The organism is Candidatus Bathyarchaeota archaeon, assembly GCA_025059045.1.
GTDB lineage: Archaea > Thermoproteota > Bathyarchaeia > Bathyarchaeales > DTEX01 > JANXEA01.
Window position 1 is genome coordinate 23603 of record JANXEA010000018.1, and the last position, 13469, is coordinate 37071.

Annotated in this window: 13 protein-coding genes and 1 tRNA gene; 7 read left to right on the forward strand and 7 right to left on the reverse strand. The window is 44.5% G+C overall.

Annotation, left to right across the window (positions count from 1 at the left end):
* The first annotated feature begins 5 nt into the window (after positions 1-5).
* From NZ952_06450 to NZ952_06470, 5 genes are all read left to right on the forward strand, one after another.
* Positions 6-734, forward strand: coding sequence for a hypothetical protein (locus NZ952_06450; GenBank protein ID MCS7120822.1), 729 nt, complete (start codon positions 6-8; stop codon positions 732-734).
* A 48-nt stretch (positions 735-782) separates the two neighbouring features.
* Positions 783-1628 (forward strand): hypothetical protein, encoded by an 846-nt coding sequence (locus tag NZ952_06455; protein MCS7120823.1) that lies wholly within the window; start codon positions 783-785, stop codon positions 1626-1628.
* 5 nt (positions 1629-1633) lie between these two features.
* Entirely contained in the window at positions 1634-2785 is a 1152-nt protein-coding gene (locus NZ952_06460; GenBank protein MCS7120824.1) for an AAA family ATPase, read from the forward strand.
* 122 nt (positions 2786-2907) lie between these two features.
* Positions 2908-4038 carry a tryptophan--tRNA ligase gene (locus NZ952_06465; protein ID MCS7120825.1) on the forward strand — a complete coding sequence of 377 codons (1131 nt, stop codon included), beginning with the start codon at positions 2908-2910 and terminating at the stop codon, positions 4036-4038.
* Positions 4039-4116: 78 nt separating this feature from the next.
* Positions 4117-4192: transfer RNA gene (locus NZ952_06470), tRNA-Gln, on the forward strand.
* Between the two features lie 59 nt (positions 4193-4251).
* Here NZ952_06470 and feoB read toward each other — a convergent pair.
* From feoB to NZ952_06485, 3 genes are read right to left on the reverse strand one after another with little or no spacing between them, the layout of a single operon-like run.
* Positions 4252-6201, reverse strand: a complete 1950-nt coding sequence (feoB, locus tag NZ952_06475; protein MCS7120826.1) for a ferrous iron transport protein B — start codon at positions 6199-6201, stop codon at positions 4252-4254.
* Complete coding sequence (locus NZ952_06480; GenBank protein ID MCS7120827.1) at positions 6194-6490, reverse strand: ferrous iron transport protein A; 297 nt, start codon at positions 6488-6490, stop codon at positions 6194-6196. Before NZ952_06480 ends, feoB begins: the two co-directional genes overlap by 8 nt.
* Positions 6487-7149 carry a metal-dependent transcriptional regulator gene (locus NZ952_06485; GenBank protein ID MCS7120828.1) on the reverse strand — a complete coding sequence of 221 codons (663 nt, stop codon included), beginning with the start codon at positions 7147-7149 and terminating at the stop codon, positions 6487-6489. The genes NZ952_06480 and NZ952_06485 overlap by 4 nt, the downstream gene beginning before the upstream one ends.
* 355 nt (positions 7150-7504) lie before the next feature.
* Between NZ952_06485 and NZ952_06490 the strand changes: the two genes are divergently transcribed.
* A complete protein-coding gene (locus NZ952_06490; GenBank protein ID MCS7120829.1) occupies positions 7505-9622 on the forward strand; it encodes a ribonucleoside triphosphate reductase in 2118 nt (705 codons plus the stop codon).
* Positions 9623-9638: 16 nt separating this feature from the next.
* Positions 9639-10316 carry an anaerobic ribonucleoside-triphosphate reductase activating protein gene (locus NZ952_06495; GenBank protein ID MCS7120830.1) on the forward strand — a complete coding sequence of 226 codons (678 nt, stop codon included), beginning with the start codon at positions 9639-9641 and terminating at the stop codon, positions 10314-10316.
* 16 nt (positions 10317-10332) lie between these two features.
* Here the strand turns inward: NZ952_06495 and gltA are convergent, their stop codons facing one another.
* From gltA to NZ952_06515, 4 genes are all read right to left on the reverse strand, one after another.
* Positions 10333-11727, reverse strand: a complete 1395-nt coding sequence (gltA, locus tag NZ952_06500; protein ID MCS7120831.1) for an NADPH-dependent glutamate synthase — start codon at positions 11725-11727, stop codon at positions 10333-10335.
* Positions 11728-11847: 120 nt separating this feature from the next.
* On the reverse strand, positions 11848-12351 hold the full coding sequence (locus NZ952_06505) for a hypothetical protein (GenBank protein MCS7120832.1): 504 nt from the start codon (positions 12349-12351) through the stop codon (positions 11848-11850).
* A complete protein-coding gene (locus tag NZ952_06510) occupies positions 12341-13153 on the reverse strand; it encodes a hypothetical protein (GenBank protein MCS7120833.1) in 813 nt (270 codons plus the stop codon). The genes NZ952_06505 and NZ952_06510 overlap by 11 nt, the downstream gene beginning before the upstream one ends.
* A 26-nt stretch (positions 13154-13179) precedes the next feature.
* Positions 13180-13469, reverse strand: a 290-nt coding sequence (locus tag NZ952_06515; GenBank protein MCS7120834.1) for a hypothetical protein, incomplete at its 5' end; no start/stop codon positions are given.

The window sequence follows — 13469 nt, forward strand, 5'->3', positions numbered from 1 at the left end:
TGACTATGAACCGGAATATGACTGAGCTCATTGGGAAGATGTTAAAGGATGATCTGAATCGCGATGTTGGCAGAATTATTTCATTTATCATCGATTCCTCAGGTCAGATAGATGATGTTCTGGTCGAGGAGGCTGACGGGACAGTTTCAAAGTTTCCAGCTGAGAACCTTAAGATCGCCAACGGCGAAGTCTTACTCATATCTCCGGTTGGAAAGAAGATAGAAGACTTGTTAAACGTTTTCCCGGTGGTCATGAGGAAACGAGCGATATTGAACAAGCTATCAGATGATAAGGTGATCCCGCCAGAGATCTACGACAGTTTATGCAAAGAGTTCGATAAGATTATGAAGGAGATGAAAGCAGAAGCCCAAAGCCTTCTCGACGAAATTGATAAAGAGGTAAAGGCGCAAGATGAGTATATCAGGATGCTCCAGCTTTCCAGGGCATTGTTAGAGATTGAGCATGAGATTGGAACAGTCAAAGATGAAGTCTATCAACAGTCTCTTATGCCCATATTAAAAGAGACGAAGAACGCGCAGCAGAGGAAATTGAATCTGCTAAAAGAGAAAGACAAGATCATAAGCGTTATCAAAGGAGAGGAGATAAAGCAACCTCAAAATGAGGTCGAATCAATTCTAGACGTTAAAACCGTATTGGTATCCGAACCTCTCGGGCTAGGTGAAAAATCCGAGGCTCCTAAGGAAGAAGCCGTCACGGTGCGTGTGACGGAGTAAAATTTCCCTTTCCTCTACTTACGGGAAGTCGATCAGAAGGGAGCTCTGATGATCAAGGATTTGTTCCGCAAATCGGAGAAGCCGTTAGATCAGCTGGTGATGCAAGCATCCCTTGAGCTCGGCAAGTGCTATTCTAGACTGGAGCTAGCATCCTCTAAACTCGAAAAGAGGCATAAGGATCTTTTTGATGCATGCATATATTATCTGAAGGAGGGCTCTAAAAACAGAGCTACAATCTACGCAAACGAGGTTGCCGAAGTTAGAAAAGTCATCTCAATCATACAGAATCTGCAATTGCTTGTTGAAAAAGCAATTTTAAGGCTTGATACATTGAAAACGGTCTCGCCGAGCCTAAAGTCTATTAAAGAAGTTTTCGGCGATGTCAAGAATGCTTTTGGGTTAGTGGCAAAAGTTATGCCTAATATATTGCCGGAGATCTCCAATCTCAATAGTGCAATTAATGAGATACTTGAAGACACGCAATTTAATGTAACCATGCCTCAGCCATTGATCGTTCAAAACACTGCTGCCGAATCGATACTTAAAGAGGCTGCGGAGTATGCTGAACAAGAACTTATGAGAAGAATTCCTGAACCGCCCATCAACCTAGAGATTCCTAGGCTTGTTAAACCGAGCAAACCTCTCATAGCTTTAGCCGTAGACGGCTCAGAGAGCATAGTTCCAAGACCATCCGAGGCAGAAGAGACTCCATTCACATCTCTAGAAGAGTCTTCGCTCTTTGTAATTGAACAACTTATACTAGATTATATTGAGCGGCATGATGGAGACCTAAATGTAAAAGACTGCTCCAGAGAATTAAATATCCCGCGTGAAAAGATTTTGGAAGCCCTCGAGTCACTAAAGAGAAAGGGGAAGATTAAGATTCAGAAGTGATAAGAATGAGCGCCATCGAAGAGCTAGAGCAGTTTGCGGTGAAGCATGCCCAAGAGGCTGTGGCGCTAGACAGGCAGGGAAAGAGAGATCAGGCAATTATCGCTTACCAAAAGGCTATCGACTGTCTACTCAAACTTGTCAGCATCTATCCAAACCATAATTTGAGCAGAATTTACATACAAAGGGCGGAGATATATAGGTCAAGAGTTCAGTATCTGCAGGAATATGGTCTCGTCAAATCGTCTAAAGAAGAAAGAGTCAGCTACGAATCCATAGAGGCAACACATAATGATGAGCTTGAAGATCTGATCATAAAGGAGCCTCCAAATGTCAAGTTGGACGAGGTCGTCGGTCTCGAGGATGCAAAGAGAACAATAATGGAAACTATCGTCTACCCCTCAATTGATCCCAAAATTTTCCCTTTAGGCTGGCCAAAGGGCATCCTTTTTTTCGGTCCCCCGGGATGTGGCAAAACACTCCTCGCCGCAGCCGTTGCTAACGAGATCAAGGCAACCTTCATTTCGGTGGACGCTGCATCAATAATGTCTAAATGGTTAGGTGAGGCTGAAAAGAATGTTGCAAGGGTCTTCAGGATGGCGAGGAAAGCAGCTGCCAGTTCCCCTGCAATAATATTCATTGATGAAGTAGACTCTCTTATGGGGACCCATCGTCTTGAAGTCGGCGGCGAAACTAGGATGAGGAACCAGTTTCTGAAAGAGATGGATGGCATAATTGACAAAAATAACCACATTAGGGTCTATGTTATCGGATCAACCAATAAGCCTTGGACGCTAGACTCAGCCTTCATAAGACGCTTCCAGAAAAGAATATATGTTCCTCCCCCAGATTTTAGCAGTCGCCTCAGAATGTTCAAGCTTTACACGGGCTACCTGAGGATATCTCGTGACGTTAATCTCGAAGAGTTGGCGATGCGGACCGAAGGTTTTTCCGGAAGCGACATAATGGACATCTGCCAATCAGCTCAGCTTAAGGTTAATAGCGAACTATTCGAATCTGGAATGCCTAAGGAAAACATGCAACCTAGGGAGATTACCATGGCCGACTTTCTTAGAATAATCGAGAAGAGAAAGCCAAGCATAAGCAAAGAATTGCTTTCATTATATGAGAAGTGGTATAATGAATTTGGAGCACTTTAGAATGTAGTGGCTTCGCAATCGATTTTTTTCTCAGCATAATCTTTTAAGACCTAGACTGAACGCACCGATAACGTTAATAGGGATTAACCTTCTGTTTGAATCGTCTAGTAGGGATCGGCAAAATGGTTAAGAACGATGAAGAGATGATTGTGACCCCATGGACGGTTTCTGGGAGAATAGACTACAGTAGGTTGATTGAGGAATTCGGTACACAGCCGATAACCGAAGAGCTACTGAAAAGAATTGAGAAGCATACCGGCGATCTCCATCTGCAGCTAAGAAGAGGCATCTTCTTCTCCCACAGAGATCTAGATTGGATACTTGACATGTATGAGTCAGGGTTAAAGTTCTACCTCTATACAGGAAGAGGACCATCAGGGCCAGTTCATATCGGTCATATGGTTCCATGGATATTCACGAAATATCTCCAAGAAAAGTTTGATGTGAAGCTCCTCTTCCAAATGACTGATGATGAAAAGTTCCTATTTCACCCCGAATTCGAGCTCAGTGACACCACAAGATTCGCATACGATAATGCCTTAGACGTCATCGCCATCGGATTCGACCCCGAAAAAACGAAGATAATAATGGACGTTAAGGACTCAGGATTATTATACAAGTTAGCAGTTCAGATTGCTAAGCGGGTCACATTTTCTACGGTGAAAGCCACTTTCGGGTTTACCGAGAGTTCAAATATTGGTCTCATCTTCTTTCCCGCTATCCAGGCTGCGCCAGCATTCCTCGAGTCCGAATTATCTGGAAGAAATACTCCCTGTCTAATACCTGCGGCGATCGATCAAGATCCATACTGGCGTGTCACTAGAGATGTCGCACCAAAATTGGGTTACTTCAAACCAGCTCAGATCCACTCAAAATTTCTGCCGGGTCTAGGTAAAGGCGGGAAAATGTCGGCCTCCATGCCTGAAACATGCATATTCGCCACCGACACTCCTGAGGCAGCGCAACATAAGCTCTGGAATGCATTTACAGGAGGAAAACCAACGGTGGAGGAGCAGAGAAAGCATGGCGGAGACCCCTTCATCTGTCCAATATACTATTATGACTACTACCTCTTCGAGGAAGATGACAAAAAACTGGAAGAAACATGCTTGAGATGCCGAAATGGCGACCTCCTCTGCGGAGAACATAAAATGGCACTCGCGGAGAAAGTGAAAAAATTCCTAAAAGAACATCAGAAAAAAAGAGAAAAAGCAAAAGATGAGCTTAACGAATTCCTATTCAATAACGATTAAGTAAATATGTGCGACGATGAGATTAAATGATTAAAAAAATTAAGCGGAAGATTTTCACAATATAAAATTAGAAGAAAAAGCCCGGTGGTGTAGCGGACAAGCATAGCGGGCTTTGGACCCGCCGACGAGAGTTCGAATCTCTCCCGGGCTACCATTGCCAATATCCCTCTATTTTTACGTTAAGTCATTTCCGGTTAATTGTTCGTTGCTGCTTTAGACGAAGAATGACGCAAGTAGACGGTTTGCAATGCCTCCTATAATTAGTGCAAGCCCTATTTCAACTATTGTTATTATTGCTGCTCTTTTCCATCCTATCTCCTTGATGAGCGCCGCGATCGTTGATATGCATGGTATGTAGAACATTGTCACAAGAGTAAATACAATCATTTGGAGCCTTCCGAACCCTGGCACTTCAATCAGATTAGTTGTTCCGAAAAGTGTTGCCAGCATTATAAGCGTCATCTCTTTCCTTAGTAAGCCAAATAGGAGTGGTATTCCAGTCGAAGAAGGTAGACCCAGCCACAAAACTGTAATGGGGCTCATCATCGCTGCTATTGGTTCAAGCAAATCAAATACATCTAACATCTTTAAGAAAAGGCTTCCAATAATTATCAGGGGAAAAGCTATTTTTATGAATTCAAGCAGTCGGAACCATGTCTGCTTAAGTACTGTTCCAATGTGTGGGAACCTGAAATCGCTCATCTCCATTATTAGGGCAGTCGGTTCTCCTGGAAGTGCTTTGAATGCAAGCCTTCCTAAAAGGAATATTATGGCTAGATCGAATAGATAGAGTGACAGAACCCATTCTAATCCTATAAATCTGCCTACTAGACCTAGTATTATAACCGTCCTAGCGGCGCAGGGTACTAATGTTGTGGCGAAGACCGCTAAGATTCTCTCCCTCTCTGTCTCCATAATCCTGCATCCGAGGCAAGCTGGAACGTTGCATCCGTAGCCTAGCATTATTGGAATGAAGGCCTTTCCATGTAATCCCATCCTATGCATAATATTATCCATCAGAAATGCTATCCTACTCAGATAGCCAGAATCCTCGAGGAAGTATAATATTATATAAAAGGGAATGATGTAGGGCAACGCAATCGTGACTCCTGCCACAACTCCTTCGAATAGGCCTAAAACCAATTTACTGAGGTCGCTTCTCCCAAGGAGACTAAGTAGAAGCGGCTCCATATCATAATTATAAAATAGATTATTTAATATGTCGGAGATGAGATTGCCAAAAGCAAAGATTGAGGAGAACATGAGAAGCATTATGGAAATCATGATCGGGTACCCTGCCACTCTATGGGTCGTGATATCGTGCATCTTCTCCCCAAACTTTGGTCTTACTGGCGGAACTATCTTTTGCACTTCCCGTGCAATGTTGCCAGCTATCTCATATCTTTCTGCCGTTATGACGGTTGGGCATGCATGCCCATGAAGCTTCTCAATATCATTTGCAAATCTCTCAGCAGCAGCAACGATTTGCGGATTAATCCTTAATATCTCAGCCCTTATTTCATCATCGTCTTCGAGTAGTTTGATCGCCATAAATCTCGACGGATAGTTGAGATTGATCTGTCCAATCATTTGGGAAAGCTTAATAATCCTCTCCTCAACTTCCTTTCCAAATCTGACCGCGGAATATTTGGCCGATCGTTTTTTCTCAGCAACTTCGATAGATCTTTCTAAGAGCTGAAATATGCCTAAACCTTTTGTTGCAACGGTTGGAACGACGGGTACACCTAAAAGTTCCTCCATCCTCTCAACATTAATATGGATTCCCTTCTTTCTAGCCATGTCCACCTGGTTCAGGGCTATAACCATTGGGGTCTCGAGTTCCATTAGTTGCAATGTGAAGTAAAGGTTTCTTTCAAGCAAAGATGCGTCCAAAACATTTATTACTACATCGGGCTTCTCCACAGCGATGAACCTTCTAGTAATCTGCTCCTCAAGAGAGAAGGTTGAGAGAGAATATATGCCTGGTAAGTCAATTATGTCAATTGTGTAGCCCTTAAAATGTAAGGTTCCCTCAGCCTTCTCAACAGTCTTTCCAGGCCAGTTTCCAATGTGCTGATGTAATCCTGTAAGATGATTAAAGATTACGGATTTGCCGACATTAGCGTTACCTGCAAGCGCAATCCTCAGCTTCTTCTCAGCCATTCTGCCTTTCCTTCCTAACGAATACTCTTTCGGCCACGCCTCTACCAAGCGCAAGCCTAACGCCTCTTACAAGAACTTCTATCGGCCCATCCAATGGTGCTGATTTAAGGACGGTCACCTTTGTGCCTGGAGTCATACCCATATCCATAAGTCTCTTTTTGAAGCCGCGATCCATTCGCCGTGCTTCATAATCACCTATAGAGGATATGATCCCTGTCTCTCCGTCTCTAAGCAATGTGAGAGGAACCTCTAATTCAATTGAGTTCTCGCTTTTCTTCACACTTTTCACTCCAGCTTCACCTGTATGAATGAAGCCATCTCTCGGCTTAGGGCACATATTTTACCACCGACCTTCAAGGTGAGAGGACCGTTAAATGGGGCCTTTTCTAGAACCTCGAGTTTAACTCCTGGCAGAATTCCAAGCCTATCTAAGTATTCCAGAAGTTCTAGATCCTCGTTAGTTATCCTTATAATCTCTACATGCTCCCCTTCATCAATCTCTGCTAATGGCTGAGTTTTCTCTTCTATGATTCTTCCAGATCTTAGTGGGATTGGGCTTCCATGAGGGCAAGTTCTAGGCTGCCTTAACGCGGCTTCTAGCGGGTTTATGAGATCTTCTGATATGCTATGCTCCATCCTACATGCAGCGTCATGAACCTTGTACCACTCGATATGCAGTATATCTGTCAGCAACCGTTCGACAAGTCTATGCCGTCTAACAACCTGAATTGCGATCTCAAGCCCCTTATCGGTCAATCTTACGCCTTTATACGGCTCATGTGTGATGTAACCATCCCTCTCAAGTCTCTCTACGGTATTCGTGATTGTTCCCGGAGACACGTTCAGCATCTTAACTAGGTCACTTGTTTTCGCTATTCCTTTCTCCTCCTGTATCCTGTAAATGGTCTCTAGGTACTCTTCTACGATAGGTGTTACTTCTTCCGCCATTAAATCACGACCATTCAAAAATTTTTTTACGATTCATCGTAATAAACATTTTCTTAGGCAAAGCATTTTTAGAGACGCTGACAGCTTCAATGCTAATTTTTCAATAGTTCGGAAGAATTTTGAAATGAAGAGGAAAATTTATAGATCAACAGAGACATAGAAAATTGGCATATAACGGTCTCTCGTTTAAAACAGATGCAAATTATGTTTTCTTAGACTATACATCCGCTTTTTCTGCTTTTTTCTGATACAATTTTTTTGATAAAAAAATTTAAATTTCTGTACAGAAAATCCATTGTCTATGACATTGTCCCACGTCTACGTCACAGACGTCACCATCTAAGGTGATGTGAAAATAATGAAGTATGTTAGAAAAAGGGATGGTAAATTAGAGCCATTCGACCAGGAACGCATAACGAATGCTATATGGAAGGCTGCAAGAGCAGTCGGCGGGACAGATAGAGAGCTTTCTAAACGGTTAAGCGATCAGGTTGTTCGGGAGCTCGAGAAGAGGTTCGGCGAGGATGGTGTTCCAACCGTAGAAGAGATACAGGACACGGTTGAGAAGGTTCTGATTGAGAAGGGTCATGCGAGGACGGCGAAGGCTTATATCCTATACCGAAAGCAGCATCAGGATCTAAGAGAATTAGCCGTCCTTCTCAGCTCTTCAGATCTTGTGGAACAGTATCTCGATCTTAACGATTGGTATGTACGTGAAAACTCGAATATGAGCTACTCGTTGCAAGGATTAAACAATTATCTGACATCGAAGGTCATTGAGAAGTATTGGTCAAGCAGGGTTTATCCGCCAAATATAGCAGATGCGCATTACTCAGGCGATATTCATATACATAATCTCGGCGTGCTGGGTCCCTACTGTGTAGGATGGGACCTAAGGGATCTCCTATTAACAGGCTTCCGAGGTGTCCCCGGAAAGATTGAGAGTAAACCGCCTAAGCACCTGAGGACTGCTCTAGGTCAGGTTGTCAATTTCTTCTATACTCTGCAGGGCGAGGCTGCAGGTGCCCAAGCTTTCAGCAATTTCGACACGTATCTAGCGCCCTTTATATTCTATGATGGGCTTGACGAGAGGGAGGTTAAACAGGCCCTTCAGGAGTTCTTCTTCAACATTAACGTTCCGACACGTGTAGGCTTTCAAACACCATTCACAAATATAACGCTTGATCTTAACGTTCCGGAATTCATGAAGGACGAGCCTGTCATAATCGGCGGTCAATTGATGGATGAGGCATACGGAGACATGCAGGACGAGATGGATATTTTCAATATTGCTTTCTGTGAGATAATGGCTGAGGGAGACGCGAGGGGAAGAGTATTCACATTCCCTATACCAACATACAACATAACGAATGAGTTCGACTGGGAATCGCCCGTGGCGGAGAAAATATTCGAGATGACTGCAAAGTATGGAACCCCATACTTCTCTAACTTCATAAACAGTGACATGAAGCCAGAAGATGTTAGAAGCATGTGTTGCCGTCTTAGGATAGATAATAGGGAGCTGCGGAGAAGGGGAGGCGGATTCTTCGGTGCAAACCCGCTTACAGGATCTATAGGCGTAGTCACGATCAATCTTCCAAGAATCGGGTATCTTGCAGATAATGAGGACTCATTCTTTGAGAGACTGGAGCAGCTTATGATACTAGCTAAGGACAGTTTGGAGATAAAGAGGAAGGTTCTCGAAAGGTTTACAGAGAAAGGCCTATATCCATACTCAAGGTTCTATCTGAGATACGTTAAGGAGTCGACTGGAAGCTACTGGAAGAACCACTTCTCAACGATCGGCATAATTGGGATGAATGAAGCCCTGCTTAACCTCTTCGGGTATGGAATCGCAACTGAAGAGGGAAGAGACTTCGCGGTCAAGGTCCTTAACTTTATGCGTGAAAGGTTGATGGAGTTCCAGGAAGAAACTGGGAACATGTATAACCTTGAGGCGACGCCTGCTGAAGGAGCATCATATGGGCTTGCCCGTACGGATAAAAGAAAATACCCAGACATCGTGGTTGCTAATGAGAATTATCTCTCATCAGGCGCTGAACCATTCTATACTAACTCAACTCAGCTCCCAGTGGATTTCACTGGAGACTTGTTTGAGGCATTGGAGCACCAAGAATGCCTACAACCACTTTACACGGGTGGAACTGTCTTCCACATTTTCCTAGGAGAGAGGCTGTACTCATGGAGGCTTGCTGCTGAAATAGTTAAGAGGGTTGCATATACGACTCGTATACCATACTTCACGTTAACCCCCACCTTCAGCATCTGCCAGACTCACGGTTACATATCTGGAGAGCACAAGGTCTGTCCAACCTGTGGTGTAAGATGCGAAGTCTACTCCAGAGTTGTTGGGTACCTTAGACCTGTTGACCAGTGGAATGATGGTAAACAGGCTGAGTTCAGGATAAGAAAGACCTTCGACAGATCCGTAATGATGGAGATACCTGCTTAGTGAAGGATTAGGATGTATGAGGTTCGGCGGTCTGCAGAAAACAAGCCTAATTGACTTTCCCGGCAGAATAAGCAGTATACTCTTCACTGTAGGATGCAATCTCAGGTGTCCTTTCTGCTATAATTGGAGGCTTATAATTGACCCTAAGCCTCCATTCCTCTCAGAAGATGAAGCGCTGGAGATTCTTGAGTCTAGAAGGAAGTATATTGACGCCGTTGTGATAAGTGGCGGGGAGCCCACGATCAATAGTGACCTTCCAGACTTTGTTAGGAGACTAAAGGAGAGAGGTTTCTCGGTAAAGCTTGATACGAATGGCTTTCGGCCGGAAATCCTTGAGGAGTGTCTCCCAAATCTTGACTATGTCTCTCTTGACGTGAAAACGTCGAAGGATAAATACGGGATCCTAGGCGTTGAAGATGTGCAGCCGTTGTTGAGAAGCTTAGAGATCCTGAAGAAGGGAGATGTTGACTACGAGTTTAGGAACACCGTTGTTCCTAGACTTGTTGACCGAGAGGACGTTCTGAAGATGGGTGAGATGGTGAGGGGTGGTAAAAGGTTTGTCTTCCAGCAGTTTCTGCCAGAAAATGCATGGGACCATAGCTATAGAGAGATAAACCCCTACGATGAGAGCGTGATCATGCATTTTGCAGATCTAATCAGACCATACGTTGAAGAGGTCCAGCTTAGAGTCTAGTCTCTGAACTCAATCATTACCCACTAGACTTTCTAATAAGATACTCATGAATCGCCAGTGCAGCCATTTTTCCGCCGCCCATCGCTGATATGACGGTGGCATCTCCACTGACGATATCTCCGGCCGCAAAGACCCCGGGCATATCCGTCTCCCCTGCTTCACTCCTAACGAGGATTCTTCCGTCAGCCGCAACCCTTATTCTTTCTTCTCCCCTAACGGCTAGTGGGTTGGGTCTCTGACCAATAGCGATTATTACGGTATCCGCCTCCAATTGGAACTCTGATCCGGATAATGTTACGGGTTTCTTTCTTCCAGTATCATCCCGTTCTCCAAGGCCGATCTTCAAGCATTCAACCCTTCTTACCCATCCCTTTTCGTCACCTATGAAGCGTTTGGGGGTTGCGAGAAACATGAATTTTACCCCCTCCTCCTTTGCATTTATGATCTCGTCTCGTCTGGCAGGCATTAGATCCTCAGTTCTCCTGTATATGACTGTGACCTCGCCTCCTAGTCTAAGAGCGCATCTTGCAGCATCCATTGCGACGTTTCCTCCCCCAATGACTGCAACTTTTCTCCCAACTTTTACTGGTGTGTCGAGATTGGGAAAATTATAAGCTCCCATCATGTTTATGCGAATGAGAAATTCATTCGCTGAGTATACGCCATTTAAGTTTTCTCCCGGAACCCCCAAAAAGGTGGGCAGGCCAGCTCCGGAGCCAATTAAGACCGCGTCGAAGCCCATCTCAAAAAGTTCGCTAATCTTCACAACCCTGCCGATTATGATATTTGTCTCGATTTTTACTCCTAAACTCTCAACATAATCGACTTCCGATCTAACAATATCCTTTGGCAGCCTGAAATCTGGGATCCCATACGTGAGGACGCCGCCAGGCCTATGAAGAGCCTCGAAGACCGTGACCTCATGGCCTAGTTTTGCAAGTTCAGCAGCCGCTGTCAAGCCCGCTGGTCCTGAACCGACGACTGCCACGCTCATCCCCGTGGATGAGGAGTGTTCTGATGACGAGGAATTTTTTCTCTTTGAAATGTCAGCCACGAATCTTTCAAGAGCGCCTATGTTGACAGGTTCACTTTTTAATCCTAGGACGCATCTGCCCATGCATTGATTCTCTTGTGGGCAGACTCTGCCGCAGATAGCTGGCAGACTGTTTCTCTCCCTAACGATCTCTAGTGCCCTCTCAGGTTTTCCCTCTCTTATTTGCCGGATGAATTTTGGGATATTCACCCCGACAGGGCATCCCTCAATGCATCTTGGAGCCTTGCATTGGAGGCACCTTTCAGCCTCTGCCAACGCATCGTCTTCGCTATATCCGAGGGCTACCTCATTGAAGCTATTTAATCGCTCCTCGATTGGAAGTTTTGGCATCGGTCTCTGCGGCTTTACCGGAGACATTATGCGCACCCTGGAGACTCTCTATGGCTGCAACCATTAGACAGAAGGATCCATATATTTAATTATCTTTTTAGTTTCGGTGCAGGTTGAAAGAATGCCGAAATTTGCAGGCTGGTAGTTTCAGCTAGTTTCAGGCGGCGTCATAGGCTCTTCTTCTCTTTCGGAAAGAAATTCTATCAGCTGGAGAATGTTCTTTATGATTGACAGGGACGAGAATAGAAGGATGGCGCTGAGGATCGGTTTAAAGTCTATTTTGACAGTTATGTTAAGATTGGATGGGAAAGGCATACCTTGTGATGGTTGGAAGGGTATCTCGAGCATACCGCCACTTGTAATCATGACTAGGAGCGCCATGAATATTAAAGTTCTAGCGGCGCTGAGAAGATATGGGATGAATGTACCCTTAAGCAGCTGGATGGCAACCTCAAATGCTACGGATAGTAGTAGAAATTGTGTTACACTCGCTTGCTGCTCGGGTAGAAATTGTCTCCCGATCTGGGTGACATTCAGTATTATCAACATTTCTCCTCCCATGATGAGGCCCCAAAACGCAGCCCTCATTATCCTAGCCGCTATGATTTTCGCCCATTCCTTTGCGGATCTATCCCTTTCCTCATATTCCATATTCCTGCCTCCAAATAGTTAGAGTTTGCTCAAAACCTGCGATACTAAGTGAGTATTCTATAAAGCCGCTTCCCGTGAACCTGTATAGGTCATATATTCCAACAATCATCTCAAACGACCCTCTTATTCCGGATCCTTGCATCAATTCGACTGGTTGAACAGCAGAACCAACTTTCTGGCCTTCTCTGTTGTACACTATGAAGGTTAGGTTCCCCCGTATATCAAGAAAAGAGTGGTTCTCAACTTCCACGGAGAGGGGGAGCCTTAGGTGGGTGCCATTGAATGTTGGCGGTCCAGCCTGTTCTAGCCTCAGGCCATATAGCGGAGCGCCCCAGTGGATCGGCATGCCCGCTATTGAAACCTCGATGTTGAAGGCGTAGGCATAGCGGAATCTCGTTAGAAAGTTCAGAGTGAAATCTGTATCATTGAAAAGAATGTCAGGTCTATTCGAGACCATGTCCAAAAGATCTAAAGCAAGAATATGCTGAATCGTCCGGTTTGAGCCGCTTCTTATCTCTCTGACGATTGTGCTGTTCTGCACGATAATCGAGCCGTTTATGTCCCTAAAACTTGTTCCGAATTCAAATTCATCGATAGAAAAATATCCCTTATTATTTAATGTGATTGGAATGGATAGCACAATTTCACTGTCAATGAGGCTTATCCTCATCTCCCCTATCTGCAGTCCATCCTCCATGAGAAATGTTCGAAATATTGAGTAGCCCGCCACTCCGATAAAGAGGAATATGATAATGGTTCCTATCGTGGCAGTCCAGCCTATTGCCCTAACACTATGTTTCATATGGCGTCTACTACTCTATGAGTTGCCTACTTTTCTTCTCCCGCTTTTGTCTCTTTAGGCTGCGAAACGATTACCTGCACTCCTCTCCTTGTTAGTATCGACCCAACCCAGCCCATTACTCCAAGATATAGCACCTTCATCGCAGATGTGATGAGAGGAGAGAAGGCTCCTCCAAAGATGCTTCCAAAATCTCCAGTTATTGGAATCGGCTCAACACCCATTAGAAGCTGATATGCGAGGACAAATGTGAAAAGCAGCAATGCAATGCCAATGAAGAGAGTTGCATAGCCTACAATCTTAATCTGATCCATGAAAT